Source organism: Thermoactinospora rubra (genome assembly GCF_002093975.1).
GTDB classification, from domain to species: Bacteria; Actinomycetota; Actinomycetes; order Streptosporangiales; family Streptosporangiaceae; genus Nonomuraea; species Nonomuraea rubra_A.
The window spans coordinates 83,703-103,397 of sequence record NZ_KZ084336.1 but is presented as its reverse complement, the minus strand read 5'-3'; the positions used below and the strand labels follow the sequence as shown (position 1 = coordinate 103,397).

General features: G+C 72.2%; 19 protein-coding genes. 12 read left to right on the top strand and 7 right to left on the bottom strand.

Annotated elements, in window-relative coordinates:
* The first annotated feature begins 165 nt into the window (after window positions 1-165).
* From aceB to BSB02_RS15500, 5 genes are all read left to right on the top strand, one after another.
* The gene (gene aceB / locus BSB02_RS15520; protein ID WP_084959505.1) at window positions 166-1,743 is read left to right on the top strand and encodes a malate synthase A; all 1,578 of its coding nucleotides are present in this window, start codon (window positions 166-168) and stop codon (window positions 1,741-1,743) included.
* A 9-nt stretch (window positions 1,744-1,752) separates the two neighbouring features.
* Window positions 1,753-3,195: an FAD-binding oxidoreductase gene (locus BSB02_RS15515; RefSeq protein ID WP_084959504.1), complete on the top strand. Its 1,443-nt coding sequence runs from the start codon at window positions 1,753-1,755 to the stop codon at window positions 3,193-3,195.
* Window positions 3,195-4,478: an FAD-binding oxidoreductase gene (locus BSB02_RS15510; protein WP_084959503.1), complete on the top strand. Its 1,284-nt coding sequence runs from the start codon at window positions 3,195-3,197 to the stop codon at window positions 4,476-4,478. The genes BSB02_RS15515 and BSB02_RS15510 overlap by 1 nt, the downstream gene beginning before the upstream one ends.
* Window position 4,479: 1 nt before the next feature.
* Complete coding sequence (locus BSB02_RS15505) at window positions 4,480-5,703, top strand: (Fe-S)-binding protein (RefSeq protein ID WP_084959502.1); 1,224 nt, start codon at window positions 4,480-4,482, stop codon at window positions 5,701-5,703.
* A 158-nt stretch (window positions 5,704-5,861) separates the two neighbouring features.
* A complete protein-coding gene (locus BSB02_RS15500; protein ID WP_420855858.1) occupies window positions 5,862-6,596 on the top strand; it encodes an IclR family transcriptional regulator in 735 nt (244 codons plus the stop codon).
* Here the strand turns inward: BSB02_RS15500 and BSB02_RS15495 are convergent.
* Window positions 6,574-7,512: an SPFH domain-containing protein gene (locus BSB02_RS15495; protein ID WP_084959500.1), complete on the bottom strand. Its 939-nt coding sequence runs from the start codon at window positions 7,510-7,512 to the stop codon at window positions 6,574-6,576. The two genes, BSB02_RS15500 and BSB02_RS15495, sit on opposite strands and share 23 nt — an antisense overlap.
* Window positions 7,513-7,541: 29 nt before the next feature.
* On the opposite strand from BSB02_RS15495, the gene BSB02_RS15490 reads away from it, so the two are divergent.
* From BSB02_RS15490 to BSB02_RS15465, 6 genes are all read left to right on the top strand, one after another.
* The gene (locus tag BSB02_RS15490; protein ID WP_084959499.1) at window positions 7,542-7,754 is read left to right on the top strand and encodes a DUF2277 domain-containing protein; all 213 of its coding nucleotides are present in this window, start codon (window positions 7,542-7,544) and stop codon (window positions 7,752-7,754) included.
* 49 nt (window positions 7,755-7,803) lie between these two features.
* On the top strand, window positions 7,804-9,714 hold the full coding sequence (locus BSB02_RS15485; protein ID WP_143590708.1) for a hypothetical protein: 1,911 nt from the start codon (window positions 7,804-7,806) through the stop codon (window positions 9,712-9,714).
* Window positions 9,715-9,809: 95 nt separating this feature from the next.
* Window positions 9,810-10,241 carry an Hsp20/alpha crystallin family protein gene (locus tag BSB02_RS15480; RefSeq protein WP_084959497.1) on the top strand — a complete coding sequence of 144 codons (432 nt, stop codon included), beginning with the start codon at window positions 9,810-9,812 and terminating at the stop codon, window positions 10,239-10,241.
* 67 nt (window positions 10,242-10,308) lie between these two features.
* The gene (locus BSB02_RS15475) at window positions 10,309-10,638 is read left to right on the top strand and encodes a MerR family transcriptional regulator (protein WP_143590706.1); all 330 of its coding nucleotides are present in this window, start codon (window positions 10,309-10,311) and stop codon (window positions 10,636-10,638) included.
* A 151-nt stretch (window positions 10,639-10,789) separates the two neighbouring features.
* Complete coding sequence (locus BSB02_RS15470; protein ID WP_240506440.1) at window positions 10,790-11,359, top strand: RNA polymerase sigma factor; 570 nt, start codon at window positions 10,790-10,792, stop codon at window positions 11,357-11,359.
* A complete protein-coding gene (locus BSB02_RS15465; protein WP_084959494.1) occupies window positions 11,356-12,414 on the top strand; it encodes a CU044_5270 family protein in 1,059 nt (352 codons plus the stop codon). The genes BSB02_RS15470 and BSB02_RS15465 overlap by 4 nt, the downstream gene beginning before the upstream one ends.
* A 38-nt stretch (window positions 12,415-12,452) precedes the next feature.
* Here the strand turns inward: BSB02_RS15465 and BSB02_RS15460 are convergent, their stop codons facing one another.
* From BSB02_RS15460 to miaA, 5 genes are all read right to left on the bottom strand, one after another.
* The gene (locus tag BSB02_RS15460; protein ID WP_240506439.1) at window positions 12,453-13,142 is read right to left on the bottom strand and encodes an HNH endonuclease family protein; all 690 of its coding nucleotides are present in this window, start codon (window positions 13,140-13,142) and stop codon (window positions 12,453-12,455) included.
* 97 nt (window positions 13,143-13,239) lie between these two features.
* Window positions 13,240-13,998: an SDR family NAD(P)-dependent oxidoreductase gene (locus BSB02_RS15455; RefSeq protein WP_084959493.1), complete on the bottom strand. Its 759-nt coding sequence runs from the start codon at window positions 13,996-13,998 to the stop codon at window positions 13,240-13,242.
* A gap of 2,357 nt (window positions 13,999-16,355) precedes the next feature.
* Complete coding sequence (locus BSB02_RS15445; RefSeq protein ID WP_240506438.1) at window positions 16,356-17,111, bottom strand: SCO6745 family protein; 756 nt, start codon at window positions 17,109-17,111, stop codon at window positions 16,356-16,358.
* Window positions 17,112-17,174: 63 nt separating this feature from the next.
* A complete protein-coding gene (dapF, locus tag BSB02_RS15440) occupies window positions 17,175-17,981 on the bottom strand; it encodes a diaminopimelate epimerase (protein WP_084959491.1) in 807 nt (268 codons plus the stop codon).
* On the bottom strand, window positions 17,953-18,855 hold the full coding sequence (gene miaA / locus BSB02_RS15435; protein WP_240506437.1) for a tRNA (adenosine(37)-N6)-dimethylallyltransferase MiaA: 903 nt from the start codon (window positions 18,853-18,855) through the stop codon (window positions 17,953-17,955). The genes dapF and miaA overlap by 29 nt, the downstream gene beginning before the upstream one ends.
* Window positions 18,856-18,937: 82 nt before the next feature.
* Here miaA and BSB02_RS15430 point away from each other — a divergent pair, with 82 nt between their 5' ends.
* On the top strand, window positions 18,938-19,153 hold the full coding sequence (locus BSB02_RS15430) for an antitoxin (protein WP_084959489.1): 216 nt from the start codon (window positions 18,938-18,940) through the stop codon (window positions 19,151-19,153).
* Here the strand turns inward: BSB02_RS15430 and BSB02_RS15425 are convergent.
* Window positions 19,150-19,638 carry a methylated-DNA--[protein]-cysteine S-methyltransferase gene (locus BSB02_RS15425; RefSeq protein WP_276206331.1) on the bottom strand — a complete coding sequence of 163 codons (489 nt, stop codon included), beginning with the start codon at window positions 19,636-19,638 and terminating at the stop codon, window positions 19,150-19,152. The genes BSB02_RS15430 and BSB02_RS15425 overlap by 4 nt on opposite strands.
* Window positions 19,639-19,695 lie beyond the last annotated feature (57 nt).

Here is a 19,695-nt window from a genome sequence, read left to right as displayed (position 1 = left end):
GCAGGAGCTTCGTGCTTTCCGCTCATTCTTAAGTTCCTGACATTGCCCCAGGGCCGACCCCCAGAACCCCACACGACAAGAGCCGGCCCCGCCTTTGACCGGCGAGTACCCATGAAGTAGCTTCACTTCCGTAATCCAGAATATAGTTTCCACAAGGCGGAAAACATGGACATCACCGGCCCGATGCAGGACAGGTTCGACGAGATCCTCACGCCGCAGGCGCTCGAGTTCGTGGAGACGCTCGAGCGCGAGTTCGGCGCGCGACGCCGTGAGCTGCTGGAGGCGCGCCAGGCCCGGCAGGCCGAGCTGTCGGCCGGGGGCACGCTGGACTTCCTGCCGGAGACCGAGCACGTCCGCACCGGCGACTGGCGGGTCGCGCCGCCCGCTCCCGGCCTGGAGGACCGGCGCGTGGAGATCACCGGCCCGGTCGACCGCAAGATGACCATCAACGCGCTCAACTCGGGCGCGAAGGTGTGGCTGGCCGACTTCGAGGACGCCAACTCCCCGCTGTGGGAGAACTGCGTGGGCGGCCAGCTCAACCTGCGCGACGCGCTGGACCGCACGATCGACTTCGAGACCGGCGGCAAGCGGTACGCGCTCAGGCCCGACGAGGAGCTGGCCACGATCGTGGTGCGGCCGCGCGGCTGGCACCTGCCGGAGAAGCACGCGCTGGTCGACGGGCGGCCGGTCTCGGCCAGCCTGTTCGACTTCGGCCTGTACTTCTTCCACTGCGCCCGCAGGCAGCTCGACAAGGGCAAGGGCCCGTACTTCTACCTGCCGAAGATGGAGTCCCACCTGGAGGCCCGCCTCTGGAACGACGTGTTCAACCGGGCCCAGGACCTCCTGGGCATCCCGCGGGGGACGATCCGGGCGACCGTGCTCATCGAGACCTACCCGGCCGCCTTCGAGATGGAGGAGATCCTCTACGAGCTGCGCGAGCACTCCGCCGGGCTCAACGCGGGCCGCTGGGACTACCTGTTCAGCGTGATCAAGAAGTTCCGCACCCGGGGCCGGGAGTTCCTGCTGCCCGAGCGCAACGCCGTCACGATGACCGCGCCGTTCATGCGCGCCTACACCGAGCTGCTGGTCCGCACCTGCCACAAGCGCGGCGCGCACGCCATCGGCGGCATGGCCGCCTTCATCCCCAGCCGCAAGGACCCCGAGGTCAACAAGGTCGCCCTGGAGAAGGTCCGCGCCGACAAGACCCGCGAGGCGGGCGACGGCTTCGACGGCTCCTGGGTCGCCCACCCCGACCTGGTGCCCGTCTGCCGCGAGGTCTTCGACGGCGTCCTGGGCGAGCGCCCCAACCAGCTCGACCGCCTGCGTGAGGACGTCCAGGTCACCGCCAAGGACCTGCTCAACGTCTCGGCCACCCCCGGCCAGATCACCGAGGCCGGGCTGCGCAACAACGTCGACGTGGCCCTGCGGTACCTGGCCGCCTGGATGGGCGGGCTGGGCGCGGTGGCCATCCACAACCTCATGGAGGACGCCGCCACCGCCGAGATCTCCCGCTCGCAGATCTGGCAGTGGGTGCACAACGGCATCACCCTCGACGACACCGGCCAGACCGTCACCAAGGAGCTGGTCGAGCGGATCATCGCCGAGGAGCTGGCCAAGGTCGCCGCCGAGCCGGGCTACGACAAGGACCTGTACGCCCAGGCCGAGGCGCTGTTCAAGGAGGTCGCGCTCGACGACGACTTCGCCGAGTTCCTGACCTTGCCCGCCTACGAACGCATGCCCTAGGAAGGGGACGTGACCCTTGCTGCCCTGACCCCCCGGCTCCGGGAGCTGCTGGAGCCGGACGCGGTGATCACCGATCCGGTACGGCTGCGCACCTACGAGTGCGACGGCCTGACCTACCACCGGGCGACCCCCGGCGTGGTCGTGCTGCCCGAGACCGCCGAGCAGATCGCCGCGATCGTCAGGCTGTGCAACGAGCACGGCACGCCGTTCGTGGCGCGCGGCTCGGGCACGGGCCTGTCGGGCGGTGCCCTGCCGCGCACCGACGGCGTCCTCGTCGTCACCTCCCGGATGCGCCGCATCCTGGAGATCGACATCCCCAACCGCAGGGCCGTCGTCGAGCCGGGCGTGACGAACCTGGCGATCACCGAGGCGGTCAGGGCGCAGGGCTACTACTACGCGCCCGACCCCTCCAGCCAGCAGGTCTGCTCGATCGGCGGCAACGTGGCGGAGAACTCCGGCGGCGCCCACTGCCTGAAGTACGGCTTCACCGTCAACCACGTCCAGGCCTGCGAGATCGTCACGCCCGACGGCGAGATCGTCCGGCTCGACCGCGTGGACGCCGGCTACGACCTGCTGGGCGCCTTCGTCGGCTCGGAGGGCACGCTCGGCATCGCCACCAAGATCACGGTACGGCTGAGCCGTACCCCCGAGAGCGTGATCACGGTCCTGGCCGCCTACGACAGCATCGAGGAGGGCGGCAAGGCGGTCTCGGCGATCATCGGCGCGGGCATCGTCCCGGCGGCGATCGAGATGATGGACGCGCTGGCGATCGAGGCGGCCGAGGCCGCGGTCGCCTGCCGCTACCCGGACAACGCCGGGGCCGTGCTGATCGTCGAGCTCGACGGGCCGCGCGCGGAGGTCGACCGGCAGTTCGCGCAGCTGAAGGAGATCTGCTCGGGCGCGTTCGAGCTGCGGGTGGCGGCCGACGCGATCGAGCGGGCGGCGATCTGGCGGGGACGCAAGTCGGCCTTCGCCGCCGTGGGCCGCATCAGCCCCGCCTACATCGTGCAGGACGGGGTGGTGCCGCGCACGAGCCTGCCGCAGGTGCTGGCCTCGATCGACCGCCTGTCGGCCGAGCACGGCATCAGGGTGGCCAACGTCTTCCACGCCGGGGACGGCAACCTGCACCCGCTGGTGCTGTTCGACGACGCCGAGCCGGGCGCGGGCGAGCGGGCCGAGATCGTCTCCGGGGCCATCCTGGACCTGTGCATCGAGCACGGCGGGTCGATCACCGGGGAGCATGGCGTCGGGGTGGACAAATCCCGCTACATGCCGAAGATGTTCTCCGACGACGACCTCGACACCATGCAGCTCGTCCGCTGCGCCTTCGACCCGCGCGGCCTGTCCAACCCCGGCAAGGTCTTCCCCACGCCGAGGCTGTGCGGCGAGGTGCCGGGCGTGCGCAGGGGCGTGCACCCGCTGGTCGAGGCGGGAAAGGCGGAGCAGTTCTGATGATCGAGGGGGTCACCGTACGGCAGGCGGGCCCCGACGACGCGGTGGCGGGCGTCCAGCCCAAGTGGGTGGCGTTGCCCGAGTCGGTCGAGGAGATCGCCGCCGTCATGCGCGCGTGCGCCGAGCGGGACCTGGCCGTGGTGCCGGTGGGCGGCGGCACCAAGCTGCACTGGGGGCGCCGCCCCGACCGCTGCGACGTGCTGCTCGACCTGTGCTGCCTGAACGAGGTCGTCGAGCACGCCGCGGGCGACCTCGTCGTGCGGGTCCAGGCCGGGGCCACGATGGAGGCGCTCGCCGCGACGCTCGCCGCCAAGGGCCAGGAGCTCGCGCTCGACGTGCCGCTGGAGGGCGCCACCGTCGGCGGCACGCTGGCCACCGCGACCGCCGGACCCCGCTCCTTCCGGTACGGCACGCCGCGCGACCTGCTCATCGGCGTCACCGTCGTGCTGGCGGACGGCACCGTCGCCAGGTCGGGCGGCAAAGTCGTCAAGAACGTCGCGGGCTACGACCTGGGCAAGCTGTTCACCGGCTCCTACGGCACGCTGGGCGTCATCGCCGAGGCCACCTTCCGGCTGCACCCGCTGCCCGCCGACCGGCGCTGGGTGAGCACGTCCCTGCCCGCGGCGGTGATCGGCGACTCCTCCTCCGAGCTGCCGCTGAGCCCGGTCCCGCTGCTGCGCGCGCTGGCCGCGAGCCAGGCCGAGCCGAGCGCGATCACGCTGGACTGGCCGGACATGCAAGCCCCGTTCACCGTCTGCGCGCTCGTCGAGGGCGCCGCGGCGGCGGAGCGGGCCGAGGAGCTGCGTGCCGTCCTGGCCGAGGAGGGCGGGCGGCTCGGCGGGGGCGAGTGGCCCACCAAGCCGGTGGCCGGCGCCGAGGCCCCGGACGGCTGGGCGCGGCTGCCCGGGGATGAGCTGCTGATCGAGATCAGGACCCTGGCCACGTGGGCCGACATGGTCATGACGGCCGTCCGCGACGCCGCCCACGTCACCGAGCTGCCCGCGAAGGCCCGGATGTGGCTGGCCGACCATCTGGTGACGCACGTCGCCCTGCCCGGCGACGCCGGCCCGGCGGCCGTGGCGGCGTTCGTCTCCTCCCTGCGCGCCGCCGTCGACTCGGGCGAGCCGCGGGCGACGGTCCGGATCCTGGCCGCCCCCGAGGAGGCCGCGCGGCGCGTGGACCGGTGGGGGCCGGTCGGCGGGCTGTCGCTGATGCGGCGGGTCAAGGAGCAGTTCGACCCCGGGCGCAGGATGTCCCCCGGCCGCTTCGTGGGAGGGATCTGAGATGGACCCCGAGCTGATCAAGGACTGCGTCCACTGCGGCTTCTGCCTGCCGACCTGTCCCACCTACGTGTTGTGGGGCGAGGAGATGGACTCCCCGCGCGGCCGCATCCACCTGATGGCGCAGCACGTCGAGGGCACCCCGATCACCCCCGAGATGGCCGGGCACTTCGACGCCTGCCTGGGCTGCATGGCGTGCGTGACCGCGTGCCCGTCGGGCGTGCGGTACAACCGGCTGATCGAGCAGACGCGCGCCGTGGTGGAGCGCGAGCACGTCCGCGACCCGCAGGAGCGGGCGGTGCGGGGCATCGTCTTCGGGCTGTTCCCCTACCCGCGGCGGCTCAGGCTGCTGCGGCTGCCGATGCGGCTGTCGGAGCGGATGCGGCCGTTCCTGGAGCGGGTCCACCCGAGCCTCGGGGCGATGGCGGCGCTGGCGCCCAAGGTGGAGCGGCGCCAGCGGCTGCCCCGCCTGGTGCGGGCGCGCGGGCCGCGCAGGGCCGTGGTCGGGATGCTGGCCGGGTGCGTCCAGCGGGAGTTCTTCCCGCAGGTCAACGCCGCGACCGCCCGCGTGCTGGCGCTGGAGGGCTGCGACGTGGTGATCCCGCCCTCGCAGGGGTGCTGCGGGGCGCTGAGCGTGCACTCGGGGCGCGAGGACCAGGCGCGGCGGCTGGCGAAGCGGACGATCCGCACGTTCGAGCGGGCGGGGGTGTCGACCGTCGTGGTCAACGCGGCCGGGTGCGGGTCGTCGATGAAGGAGTACGCCGACCTGCTGGCCGGCGAGCCGGGGTGGGCGGCCCGGGCGGCGGCGCTGCGGGTGGTGGACCTGGCGGAGTGGCTGGCCGAGCTGGGCCCGGCCGCCAAGCGGCATCCGCTGCCGCTCACCGTCGCCTACCACGACGCCTGCCACCTGGCCCACGCCCAGGGGATCCGGCGGCAGCCGCGCGAGCTGCTGGCCGACATCCCGGGGCTGAGCCTGCGGGAGATCCCGGAGTCGGAGATCTGCTGCGGGTCGGCGGGGACGTACAACATCTTCCAGCCGGAGGCGGCCAGGGACCTGGGCGACCGCAAGGCGGCCCACGTGGCGTCGGTGGGGGCGGACCTGCTGGTGTCGGCCAACCCGGGATGCACGATGCAGATCGCGGCCGCCATGCGGCGCCGGGACCACCCCATCCGTGTGGCCCACACCGCCGAGGTGCTGGACGCCTCCCTGCGCGGGGTCACGCTATGACCGGCGAGAACCCCGTGACCCGCGAGGGGCGCGGCCCGCTCTGGACTGAGGAGCGGGGAGGGCGCCCAGCGCCCGAGCCGCGACGAGGGAAGAGCGGGCCTGAACAGCGCCCCTCGCACGGAGCGCCGGAGGCGCGACAAATAAGCACAGTGCAGAGCGTGGAGAGGGCCTTCGACGTGCTGGAGGCGCTGGCCGCGTGCGGGGGTGACGCGAGCCTGTCGGAGATCGCCGCGCGCACCGGCCTGCCGTACGGGACGATCCACCGGCTGCTGCGCACCCTGCTCGCCCGGGGCTACGTCCGCCAGGAGTCCGACCGGCGGTACGCGCTGGGCGGCGCCCTGGTGCGCCTGGGCGGGGTGGCCGAGCGGATGGTGGGCGAGTGGGCCCAGCCGTACCTGGCCAAGCTCGTGGAGCTGTCGGGCGAGACGGCCAACCTGGCGGTGCTGGAGGGCGACTTCGTCGTCTACGTCGCCCAGGCCAGCTCGCCCCGGCGGCTGCGGATGTTCGCCGAGGTGGGGCGCAGGCTGCTACCGCACAGCACGGCCGTGGGCAAGGTGCTGCTCGCCGACCGGACCGACGCCGAGGCGCTGGCGCTGTTCGAGCGGACGGGGCTGCCGAGGAAGACCGCGAACACCATCACCGAGCCGCAGGCCATGCTCGCCGAGCTGCACCGGGTCAGGGCCGACGGGTACGCCCTGGACCTCGGCGAGGAGGAGCTGGGCGTGCACTGCCTGGCCGTGCCGGTGCACGACGGCGAGCGCGTCGTGGCCGCCATGTCGGTCTCCGGCCCGGCCGAGCGGATCGACGCGCTGGACCGCCGGGAGCTCGCCGAGGGCATGCGGAGGATCGCGCACGCCTTCGGCCGGGAGCTCAGTCCGCGCGCCGCGGGGTGATGTTGATCGCCCCGTTCTGCGGCACGGGCACCACGTCGACCTTGCCGTCCTGGATGGCCTTCCACAGGATCGCGCCGTTGGGGCCGAGCACCCTGACCAGGTCCTGGATCGACTCCAGCTCCGTCTTCACCTTGGCGTTGATCTGCTGCTGGGCGAGGTTCTGCTGCTTGGCGGCCTGCTCGGCGGCCAGCGCGTCGATCAGCGAGTCCGGCGGCTGCGGCTTCTGGATGGTCAGCACCACGTCGCCGCAGTCACCCGTGCCCGCGTAGAGCGGCTGGCAGAAGTACTCCGCCCCGGCCGCCTCCCGGATGTACTCCCTGGCCAGCTGGCCGACCCGGACCTCCCACTGCTGCTTGACGTTGGGGTCGTTGAACAGCTTCTTCCACTCGAACTCCTGCGAGGCGGCGTCCATGGCCCGGTCGAGCGGCTGCTTGAAGTAGAAGTTGAGCATCTTCGTCCAGCCCTCGGACTCCCCGTCCTCGAAGTAGGCCCGGTACTTGCGCCCGATACGCTCGTGGAACTGCTGCAGCACCTTGCAGTCGGTGTTGAGCGTGAACGTCGCCGACCCCGCGACGGTCATCTGCACGTTGTCCTTCGACACCACCGAGATCGGCCCCGACTCCGCTCCCCTCGCGCCGGAGAAGTCGAACGTGCGCTGGCCGAAGGGGTAGTGGTAGCCGGTGTCGCCCGGACCGAGCAGCGTCAGCCCGCTGGAGGGGTTGACGCACTTTTCGAACTCGATCGGCTCGAAGGGCCCGCCGGCGTAGTGCAGCACCACCTCGTCGGGCTGGGTGCTGACCCGGGAGCAGCCGGTGGCCACGAAGCCCAGCACCACCACGCCCCCGACCGCCAGCCAGAGGGCCTTCCACAACACCGATCGGCTCTTGCCGTTTTTGCTGTTCTTGACCTGACTCATGCGGCGAGATCCTAACTACCGTGGAAGGCATGTGCCGAAGCATCAAGACACTGCGCCCGCCGTACACCGAGGACGTGACGGAGGAGGACATCCGCGCCGCGGCCCTGCAGTTCGTCAGGAAGATCTCGGGGTTCCGCGCCCCGGCCAAGCACAACGCCGAGGCCTTCCAGCGCGCCGTCGACCAGATCACCCAGGCGTCGGAGGAGCTGCTGGACGCGCTGCGGGTCCGGGGCGCGCGCTGACCGCGAGAACCGGTTGACACCTCCTCCACCTGGGAGGATCGTCCCCAGTATGATCAGCGGGTTATATCGGGGCCAGGACGGGGACTCGCGGGTGGAGCTGCGCGTCGACGTGGACGGGCCCAGGCCTGCGGGCCGGGTGAGCGGCGACCTGTTCACCGTCGCCGGGGCCACGACCACCTACGTCGGCTCGTTCGCGGTCCACGCGCCGAAGCTCGACGTCGAGCCGGAGGGCACGCGGATCGACGGCCGGGGCGTCTTCACCTTCCCCGTCGTGACCGAGCAGGTCAGCGTGCGGGTCGAGGACGGCGTGGCCACGGCCGTGATCGACGGGCGGACCTACCGGCTGCCGCACGCCTCGCCGTACTTCCGCAGCGTCCTGCTGGAGCAGGACTCGGTGGTGGGAACGGTCCCGTTCGTCTCCTACGACACCGGCGCCCTGCCGAGCCCCCTGGCCCGGCCCAGGACGCTGAGCGTCGTGGAGGCCTGGGCCGACGCGGGCGTGGAGCTGCGCCTGGCCGAGCCGGGCGTCATCCCGGTCGACGGCTCCGGCGCCGACCTGGCCTGGGACGACGCCGAGCTGCACCACGCGATGACCCAGCAGTTCAGCCAGTACGGCGAGGCCGCCGCCTGGCGGGTGTGGCTGCTGGTGGCGAGCAGGCACGTGGGCGGCTACCGCGGGATCATGTTCGACTACAACGACGCCTTCCAGCGCCAGGGCGCGGCGGTCTTCTACGACGCCGTCAAGGGCGAGACCCCGCAGGCCCAGCGCGCCCAGCTGCGCACCTACGTGCACGAGCTCGGGCATGCCTTCAACCTGCTGCACTCCTGGCAGAAGAACCTGGCCACCCCGCCGCAGCCGCTCGGCCCGCACGGTGGCTTCGGCGACCTGTCGTGGATGAACTACGTGCAGCACTACCAGCCAGGCGGCGAGCCGGCGTACTGGGCGGCCTTCCCGTTCCAGTTCACCGACGCCGAGCTGATCCACATCCGGCACGGCTTCTACCGCGACGTGGCGATGGGCGCCGGCGCCTTCGGCATCGGCGCGGCGGAGGTCCAGCCGTTCGAGCAGCCCGTCGAGGACCTGTCGGGGCTGCGGCTGGAGCTGCGGGCCAAGGAGTGGTTCAGCCTGGGCGAGCCGGTCGTGGTGGAGCTGAAGCTGTCCACCAGGGGCGAGCCGCGCACCACGCACAACCACCTGCACCCCGACACCGAGTTCACGCAGGTCTCCATCACCCAGCCGTCCGGCCGCACGGTGCTGTACCGGCCGATGATGCGCCACTGCGTCGACCGGTCGCGGGAGGTCCTGCTGGACGCGGGCAACCCGGCCATGTACCGCGGCGCCTACATCGGCCACGGCCGCGACGGCCACTACTTCCAGCAGCCCGGCGAGTACCACGTCAGGGCCCAGTACGTCGCGGCCGACGGCTCGCGCATCGTCTCGCCCGACCTGGTGATCAAGGTGCGCTTCCCGGCCACCGCGGCCGACCACAAGGTGGCCGAGCTGATGCTGGGCGAGGACCAGGGCAAGCTGTTCACGCTGCTGGGCAGCGACTCCCCCGCCCTGCGGTCGGGCAACGAGGCGCTGGAGGAGGTCATCGACCGGCACGGCACCCACCCGCTGGCCGTCTACGCCCGCATGGTCAAGGGGCTCAACGCCGAGCGGGAGTTCAAGCGGATCGGCCACGACAGGCGGCTGCGCGTCCGGCCGCCGGACCCCAAGGAGAGCATCGAGCAGCTCAGCGCGGTCGTCCGCGAGGACGCCGTCGACAACATCACGCTCAACATGGTGATGCGCCGCCTGGCGCGTGCCGAGGCGCGGCAGGGCGATCTCGACCGCGCCTACGCCGTGCTCGACGACATGGTGTCGATCTTCGAGGCCAAGCGGCTCAATCCCGTGGTCCTGGGCCAGATCAGGCAGCAGGCGGAGCTCACCAAGACCGCTCTGCAGGCGGAGGCGTGAATCCTTTTGGCAAGAAACCTCTAACTGAAGTTGCAACTTTCTAGCCGCTTGGGGTATAACAAGAGTGGAAGCGGCTTCTGTGAGGAGGTTCCGAGATGCTGCTGACCTCGATCGACCCGTTCATCCAGGAGTTCGAGCGCCAGTTCAACCGGCTGGCCCGGCAGACGTTCGAGGGTTCAGCCGCTGTCATGCCCATGGACGGCCTGCGCCGTGACGACGACGTCGTGCTGCGCTTCGACCTGCCCGGCGTCGACCCCGACTCCATCGAAGTCACCGTCGACCGCGGCGTCCTGAGCGTCAGCGCGCGCCGTGAGGAGGAGCTCGGCGAGAACGAGAGGGTGTTCGTCCGCGAGCGGCCGATGGGCACCTTCACCAGGCGCGTCTACCTGTCCGAGCACCTGGACAGCGACCGCATCGACGCCGCCTACAACAACGGCGTCCTGGCGGTCCGCATCCCCGTCCTCGAGCGGGCCAAGCCGCGCAAGGTCGAGATCCAGCGCGGAGACACCAAGGCCATCAAGGCCTGAGCAAGTCGGACAATGGGACGGGCCCGGGTTCGACCGGACCCGTCCCAGTGGTTTTCAGGAGGCCTTGATGCCGCAGCTGCCCTTCGACGACGATCACGCCCCGCTGTACTCCCTCGGGCAGGTCGCCGAGATGCTCCAGGTGCAGCAGGCCTACCTGCGCCGGCTCGACCAGCACGACGTCGTCACCCCCGGCCGCTCCCCCGGCGGCCAGCGGCGCTACTCGCGCAAGGACATCATGGTCGTGCAGCACGTCACGCGCATGACGTCGGAGGGGATGACGCTGAACTCCATCAAACGCATCCTCGAGCTCGAGCGCGAGGTCGCGCGGCTGCGCACGGAACTCGAGGCGGCCAGGGCGCGGCTGGCCGAGCTCGGGGAGCCCGACGGGTCCGCCTGAGCCGAGGCGGCGGGTCAGGAGCGGCCCGTCGCCTTCTTCATGCCCGCCGGGAATTTCATGCCTTCCGGTTTTCATGCCTTCCGGGAACACGGCCGCGGGGTGCGGGGGAGTACGGGTGAAAGGAGATTCCCTCCATGAAACGACCCACCCCGTGGTGACCGCGACAGCGGCCGACGACGCGGCCCTCATCCAGGCGTCGCTGGCCGACCCCGAGCGGTTCGCCGGGCTGTTCGACCGCTACGCCGAGGAGATCCACCGCTACGCCGGCCGCCGCCTGGCCGACGTCGCCGCGGCCGACGACGTGACGGCCGAGACCTTCCTCACGGCCTTCCGCAAGCGTGCCCGCTACGACCTGTCCCGGCCCGACGCCAGGCCCTGGCTGTACGGCATCGCCGCCAACCTCATCGCCAGACACCGCCGCGCCGAGGTCCGCAGGCTCCGGGCACTGGCCAGGCTCACCGGGGACCTCCCGGAGGGCGGGGAGCAGCCCTTCGAGCAGACCAGCCTCGACCGTGTCGAGGCCCGCCGGCTCAGGCCCCGCCTGGCGGCCGCCCTGGCGGCGCTCAGCTGCGCCGAGCGGGAGCTGTTCCTGCTGGTGGCCTGGGCCGAGCTGTCCTATGAGCAGGCCGCCGAGGCGCTGGACATCCCGATGGGAACCGTGCGCTCCCGCCTGTCCCGTACCCGTGCCAAGATCCGCCGTGTCCTGGAGGCACCCCGATGAACGAGATCGAGCTGTTCACCAACGAGCGTCCGGACCCGGCCCCCTACGACCCGGGCGCCAAGGCCATGGCCCGGGATCGGCTGGTCGCGGCGGCCCGTGCCGGTCAGGCCGGGGCCAGGCCCGCCTGGCGCAGGCCCCTGACCCTCGCCACGGCGGGCGCGCTCGCCCTGGCGGGCGCCTTCGTGGCGGCCGGGGTCCTGCCCGCCGAGACCGCCCGGCGGCCGCCCGCGGCCACCGTGACGCAGGCCAGGCTCATGTCGGCCGCCGAGGTGCTCCACCGCGCCGCGGGGGCCGTGGCGGAGGAGCCGGCCCCGCGTGACGACCAGTACATCGTGGTCAAGTCCCAGACGATGTACCCGGCCTTCCAGATGGGAAGCGGGAAGGAGTCGCGCTACCTCTACCGCACCAACCGCACGATCTGGCTCAAGGCCAAGGCCTCCACGGATCTGCGGGAGCCGTACGGCGTGCTGACCGTCGAGAACCTGGAGCCGAAGGAGTACCCGGGCTGGCCCATCCCCGAGGAGGCCCACGAGGGCGTGGGCAAGAGCGAGACGCTGCCGCTGGTGAACTGCGACGGCGGCACGATGCCCGAGCACCTGCGCACCGACTACGCGGCGTTGAAGAGGCTCCCGGCCGACGCCGCGGGCATGCGCGAGCACCTGTACGCCGCCTCGAAGGACAGCAAGAGCGACTTCCGCGACCGGGCCGCCTTCGGCCGGGCGGGCGACCTGCTGCGCGAGACCTACCTGCCACCCGCGCAGCGCAGGGCGCTGTATGAGGCGCTGGCGACCCTGCCGGGGGTGAGCGTCGCCGGCGACGTCACCGATGCGGCCGGACGCGCCGGGATCGGCGTCGGCATGGAGGTGTACGACGGGGTCAGGCAGGACCTGATCTTCGACCCGGCCACGTTCGAGCTGCTCGGCGAGCGCGAGGTGGTCGTGGACGCGGGCAAGGCCAAGGCGCCGGAGGGCAGCCTCCTCGCCTCGACGGCCCAGCTGGAGGTCTCGGTCGCCGACACGGCGCCGGCCGCCGAGGACGGCTGCCGCAAGAACTAGCAAGAACCGGCAAGGTCAGCGGTCAGCAGGCCAGCAGGTCAGCAGGCGGCGAGGACCCGCTCCATCGCCGCCTTCTCCGCGGCCGTCACCCACAGCTCGTACTTGGCCTTCACCTCGATCTGGCGGGCGACGTACTCGCACCGGTAGGCCCGGCGCGGCGGCAGCCAGCTGGCGGCGTCGGAGTCGCTCTTCTGGTTGTTGAGCGGGCCGTCGACCGCCAGCAGGTTCAGCGGGTCGTTGGCGAACTGCTTGCGCTTGTCCTCCGACCACCTCTGGGCGCCCTTCTGCCAGGCGTCGGCCAGCGGCACGACGTGGTCGATCTGCACCTCCATGCTGGTCTCGTTGCCGCGCCGAAAGTGGATGGTCTTGCCGCTGTAGGGGTCCTCCAGCACGCCGGTGAGCACGACGCAGTCGTGGGTGCCCTTCTTGAAGGTCTCCTCCTCCAGGTCCCGCTTGAGGATGTCGTTGCGCGTGTCGCAGCCGTTGTGGTCGACGTCCGCCCAGGCCGGGCCGAACTCGTCGCGGTCGAAGCCGGTGCGGGGCGCCCGGCCCTTGACGGGCAGCCGCTCCAGCTTCTCCCGTGCCTCCTTGACCTCGACGGGACTCGTGCTGTCCGCCCTGCCGGGATTGCCCTGCCCGTCCCTCCCCGTCGCCGGCAGATCGCCGCACCCGGCGAGCGCCCCCAGCAAGGACACCGAGACGAGCAGCTTCGCGGCCTGTTTCCGCACCACGACCCCCTTAGGTTGCCGAGGTCACCGTATCGCGAACCCCTCTAACCCGATTTACCGCATTTAGTGCATCAACAAGCCACAACGGCGTCCACGCTCACGTGATGAGGACCCCGCCGTCGACCGGCAGCGTGACGCCCGTGATGTAGGAGGCGGCGTCGGAGGCGAGGAACACGGCGGCGGCCACCAGCTCGGCCGGGTCGCCCGCGCGGCCCATCGGCACCCGGATCTCGATCATGCGCTCCAGGTAGCCGGGCTTGTACTGTTCGGTCATCTCCGAGGCGAAGAAGCCGGGCTCCAGGCAGTTCACCCGGATGCCGCGCCGCCCGGTCCACTGCTGGGCCAGGTCGCGGGTGAGGCCGGCCACGCCCGCCTTGGAGGCGCTGTAGGCCGCCTGCGGCAGCCCGGCGGTCGTCTCGCCCAGCACGCTGCCGATGTTGACGATGGACGAGCCGGGCCGCATCACCCGGGCGCACGCCTGGGCCATCCAGTAGGCGCCGTTGAGGTTGACGTCGATGACGCGGCGGAACTCGTCGGGGGTCTCGCGCAGGGCGGGTACGGCGGTGCCGACGCCGGCGTTGTTGATCAGCACGTCGACGTGGCCGTAGGCGTCCATCGCGGCGGCCACGAGCCGCCGGCAGTCCTCGGGGTCGGCGACGTCCGTCCGGACCGCGACGCAGCGCCGCCCGGCCTGCTCGACCAGCCTCGCGGTGTCGCCGAGCCGGTCCTCGCGCCTGGCGCCGACGGCGATGTCGGCTCCCGCCTCGGCCAGTCCCCGGGCGAAGGCGACCCCGAGACCGGAGGACGCCCCGGTGACGATCGCCACCTTGCCGTCGAGCCGGAACCTGTCGAGCATGAACCCTCCTCAAGGCGAGTGACCAGGGCTCGAACGTTACTCCGCGGCCCTCGGCTCGCCTCGAGGCGGGCTCATGGCACCCCTACAGCCCGTACTCCTTCACGATGCGCTCGTGGCGCTCCACCTCGACGCCGACCTCGCGCGCCAGGTCCAGCCACGCCAGCGGGTGCGACCACCGCTCGGTCACGTCGTCGAGCACCGCGTCGACCTCCTGCGGGGTCACCCCCGGGGGCACGGCCACCCACCCGTAGACGCCGGGCAGCCGCTCGCCCGTGCTCGGGTGCGTCACCGTGTAGTTCTCGTCGCTGTAGACCCACATCGGCCAGCCGCGCTCGGCCATGACCTCGGTGAACTCCGCCCAGTCCGCCTCCGAGGGCGCCGCGCCGTCGAAGAAGTAGCTGGTGTAGCCGCCCGGGCGCAGGATGCTCACCGCCGCGAAGGGCGGCACGAAGTTCTCCCGCTCCTTGGGGTCGTCGGGCACCGGCTCCAGCAGCTGCGGGTCGAAGACGACCAGGTCGCCCGCGTTGTACTCCATGCCGCGCGGCTGCGGCAGCGCGAGCCGGGCCGTGGCCGGGCCCGTGCGGATCGACAGCACCTGGCGCTGCGTGCCGTCCGGGGCCGGCAGGATGATGCGCACCAGGCCCATCTCCTCCTCGATCGGCCCCTCGGTGGACTTGATCGGCATGCCGATCTTGGCGGCGCCCTTGCGGACGGTGTCCCAGTCCTCGGCGGCGGTCGCCATGACGATCATGCGCCAGACGTCCTCGTCCGTGGTGTCCTCGGCGTCGAGCACCTCCAGGAGGGTCTTGGCCGCCTTGGCGTTGTCGCCGAGCTGCTGCAGCGCGCCNCCGCCCGCCGCGAGGGCCTGCTCGGCTTCGGCGACGGCGTCGTTCCAGCGCTCGCGGGCGCTGTGCAGGCGGGCGAGGGTCAGGTGGCGCTGCGCGTCGGGCAGCATGGCGGCCAGCTGCTCCAGCCGCTCGTCCTGGCGCGCCTCGATGAGCAGGGTGGCCAGGTAGGCGACGTCGTCGTCGGCGGCCGAGCCGGTCCTGCCGCCGTCGACCAGGTAGCGCCAGTAGATGTCGGCGCCCTGGGCCGGGTAGCCGAGGAAGCCCATCGTCGTGGTGTGGCGGCGGGTGGCCTCCAGGTCGGTGCCGGACAGCGGCGCCAGCCAGCCGACCCACCGCTCGGGGTCGGCGTTGAAGCCGTCGGCGGCGTCGAACTGGCCGACCCGCTCCTCCAGCGGTCCCGGCGGCTCGGGCTCGGCGGCGGCCTCGGCGGCGCGGCGCAGCTCGGCGACGCGCTCGGCCACGCCCTCCGGCGAGCGCAGCTCCCCGGTGAAGGACTCGGCCAGCTCGGCCAGCAGCCTGGCCTGCCAGACGCCCTGCCGGGCCACGGCGAGGTCGCCCGCGACGAGGGCGAGCTCCACCCGGGCGCGGTAGGCGCCCATGGTGCTGAAGTAGTCGATCCACTGGCGCAGCACGCGGCCGAGCTGCCAGGAGTTGGAGATCTGGCCGGAGGGCGCCAGCAGCCGGATGGCGCGCGCCCACTCCACGAACACGCGCGGGTGGTCGCCGACCACGTCGAGGTCGGGCAGCGCGTCGACGGCCTCCTGGAGGCGGCCCAGCTCGGCGAGGATCAGCGCGCGGCGCACGCCGTCGCGGTGGGGCTTGGCCACCGGGTCGTCGGCCTGGAAGTCGGTGGCGGCCTGCAGGGCGGTCAGCGCGGCCTCGGCGCGGCCGGCGGCGAGCAGCGCACGCGCGGATTCGGCGCCCAGCTCCCAGCTGGCCTCGCGCCCCGCGCCGTGCAGCCGCTCGACGGCCGCCTCGGCGTAGGCGACGGCCTCGTCGGCCTGCCCGGAGTCGACCAGCGCCGAGACGTACTGCGTGACCAGGCCGCAGTAGGCGGGGCTGTCGGGGCCGACGCCGTCGATGGCCGGGCCGAGCCTGGCGAGCCGGTCGGCGGCGTAGCCGGGGCCGTCGGTGTTGGCCCACGCGATCGCCAGCGCCTCGACGGCGGCCGGGACGGAGGGGCACTCACGGATCTCTTCGCGCTGGGCGAACTCGACCAGCGCCTCGGCGTCGCCGAGGGCGACCGCGCCCTGGGCCCGGTCGCCGATGCGGCCCATGAGGTGCCAGTAGCGGGCGTAGAACTCCAGCCAGGGCATGCCGAGGGCGTCCGCCTGCTGCGCGATGGCCGGCGCCATCACGTCGAGCTGGGAGTATCGCCCCTGGTATGCCTGCGCGGGAAGATCTCCCAGCGCCATGGCGAGCCCTGCCTGACCCGCCTCGGAGAGCTGCTGCTGGGTGTCTCCTACCCACGACCAGATGTCCACGTCCATGGGCAGAAAGTCTGCCAGGTCACGGGGCGTGCCCCAAACGCACGAGCTCGGCGAGCTCCTCGCGTTCCGCGTCCGTCAGCACGGCGAAGAAGGGCGCCATGAGGTCGTCGGTCCGCTCCTCCACCTGGCGCCTGCGCTCGACCACCTCGGGGCTCGGCACGGGGTACGGCTCGGGCCACTGGAAGAACCTGGCGATCATCTCGCCGGTGGCCTGGCCGAAGGGCGTGCCGGAGTGCTCGGCGGCCAGCGTGGCCTCCAGCGGGTGCAGCCCGGCCGCGAGCACGGCCGCCGCGTGCAGGCCGCCGCGCAGCTCGCGGACGAGGTGCATGAGCTGGGCCGCCCGGGCGGGCGGGTCGTCCGGCAGGGGTACGGCTCGCCACCCGGCGAACAGCGGGGCGCCCAGCACGGAGGCCTCGCGCACGACCTTCTCCAGCAGCTCGGCGATCCTGGCGCAGCCGTCGAAGCCGCCCAGCTTGCGCCGCCCCCAGTCCTGGCAGGCCCCGGCGTAGGCGGCGACCGCCTCCTCCACGGGCAGCTTGCGCCCGCCCTCCCAGCTCTCGGTGACGTGGCCGGCCGGGAAGAAGACCGCGACGGAGGTGACCACGTCGGGGTGGACCTCGCCGAGGACGCCGCATCGGCCGCGGAAGTACAGCTCGCGCGGGCCGAGTCCGTACTTCTCGCACAGGGCCTTGGCCTCCCTGGAGATCATGAAGCCGCCGCCGAGCACGCCGATCGGTCCTTTGACCGCCGCCGCCGTGGTGCGTGGGTCCGCCATGCCGTACCTCCTCGGTTCAGGGAACGAACCCAGCATCCCTCAGCAGAACAAGGTTCTGCAAGATTAGATCCACAAATCGCCGGAGGCGACGATGACGGCGGGGCCGGACAGGTAGCTGGTCTCCTCCGTGAGCGTCACGGTGAGCGTGCCGCCGGGGACCTCGACGGTCCAGACGCCCGTGGCCCGTCCCGCCTGGCGGGCGGCGGCCACGGCGGTGGCCACGGCGCCGGTGCCGCACGAGCGCGTCTCGCCCGAGCCGCGCTCGTGGACCCGCATGACCACGCGGTCCGGCCCGGCCACGTTGAGCAGCTCGACGTTCACGCCCTTGGGGAACACGGCGGGGTCGAAGCCGGGCGGGCGCGTCAGGTCCAGCCCCGCGACCGGGTCGGCGACGACGCAGGCCAGGTGCGGGTTGCCCATGTCGACGCACAGGCCGGGATACTCCCGCCCGGCCACGGTGGCGGCGCTCTCCCCCAGCACGGCCGGCCGGCCCATGTCGACGGTCACGTCGCCGCTGTCCGCGAGCCGTACCCGGCGCAGGCCCCCGCGGGTCGCCACGGCGAACTCCCCGGGGGCGGCCAGGCCCGCGTCGACCAGGTAGCGCGCGAACACCCGGGCGCCGTTGCCGCACATCTCGGCCAGGCCGCCGTCGGCGTTGCGGTAGTCCATGAACCACTCCGCCCGGTCGGCGAGGTGGGACACCTCGGGCGAGGCCTTGGCGGGCACGACGCGGAGCACCCCGTCGGCGCCGATCCCGGACCGGCGGTCGCAGATCGCGGCCACCCGGGCGGCCGTCAGCTCCAGGACGCCTTCGGGATCGGGCAGGATGACGAAGTCGTTCTCAGTGCCGTGCCCCTTCAAGAACCTCATGCGCCAAGCCTAGGAGGTCGGGCGAGTCGTACGGCAGCCACACCACCCTGGGGTCACGGCGGAACCACGACTCCTGCCGCCGGGCGAAGCGCCTGGTGGCCCGGACGGTCTCGGCGAAGGCCTGCTCCTCGGTCCACTCGCCCTCCAGGTAGCGGATGACCTGCGCGTACCCCAGCGCCCTGCTCGCGGTCAGCCCCTGCGCCAAGCCCTGGTCCAGCAGCCGCCGCACCTCCTCCACCAGGCCCGCCTCCCACATCCGCGCCACGCGCAGCTCGATGCGCTCGTCCAGCTCCGGCCTGGGCACCTCCAGCCCCAGCTGCACGCTCGGGTAGACGGCCCGGTAGGACGGCATGGTGGCCGAGAACGGCCGGCCCGACAGCTCGATGACCTCCAGCGCGCGCACGATCCGCCGCCCGTTGCCGGGCAGGATCGCCTCGGCCGCCTTGGGGTCCAGCCCGCGCAGCCGCTCGTGCATGGCCTGCGGCCCCCGCTCGGCCAGCTCGGCCTCCAGCTTGGCCCTGACGGCCGGGTCGGTGCCGGGGAAGCGCAGGTCGTCCAGCGCCGCCCGGACGTACAGGCCGCTGCCGCCGACCAGGATCGGCACGTCGATCGACTCGATCAGGGGCCGCACGAGCTTCTGGTACTCCGCCACGCTGGCGGTGACCGTCACGTCCCACACGTCCAGCAGGTGGTGGGGCACGCCACGCCGTTCGGCCAGGTCAAGCTTCGCCGTGCCGATGTCCATTCCTCGGTAAAGCTGCATGGAGTCGGCGTTGATGCATTCGCCGCCCAGCCGTAGCGCGAGGTCCACGGCGAAATCGGACTTTCCGGCCGCGGTCGGCCCCACGACGGCGATGACAGGCTGCGTACGCACACCGATAAGTGTGCAGGCGCTGGGGGTATGACGGGGACGGCGGCAGGGGGCCGCCATTCGGACGGATCGGGGGAGGTCCGAAATGTCGGTGTTCGACAAGATGAAGGGCATGTTCAGCGGCCATCAGGACAAGGCCGACGAGCTGCGGGAGAAGGCCGAGGACGCCGCCACGCAGGGCGTCGACCAGGCCGCCGACTCGGCGGGCCAGGCCACGGGCGGCAAGTTCGACGAGCAGATCGACCAGGGCACCGAGAGGGCCAGGGACGCCGCCGACAAGATCGACGGCCAGGAGGGCTAGAAGATCGACGGCTGCAGATAGCCCTCGTGGGTCAGCAGCCAGCGCTTGGTCTCCACACCCGTGCCGCCGCTGAAGCCGCCGAGCCCGTCGCCGGCGACCACGCGGTGGCACGGGACGATGATCGGGAGCGGGTTGGACGCCATGATGGCCCCGACGCCGCGGGCGGGCACCCCGGTGCCGCTGAGCTCGGCCAGCTCGCCGTACGTCACGACCTTGCCGTAGGGGACGCGGTGCAGCGCCTGGAGCACCCGGCGCCTGCTGCCCGAGGTGAGCCGCCAGTCCACGGGCACGGCGAACTCGGTCAGCTCGCCGTCGAAGTAGCGGCGCAGCTCGGCCTCCGCGGCGGCCGTACGGTCCGGGTCGCGCGCCTCCGGCAGGCCCACGCTCACCGCGCCCCAGCCCGTGGCCACCACGCCCTGCTCGGTGACGGCGAGCGTGAAGGTCCCCACGGGCGTCGGCACCCTCGCGTATGCGACCGTTACCATCATGTCCTCCCGTGAGCTGATCATTCTGGGCACCGCCAGCGCCGTCCCTACTAGGAA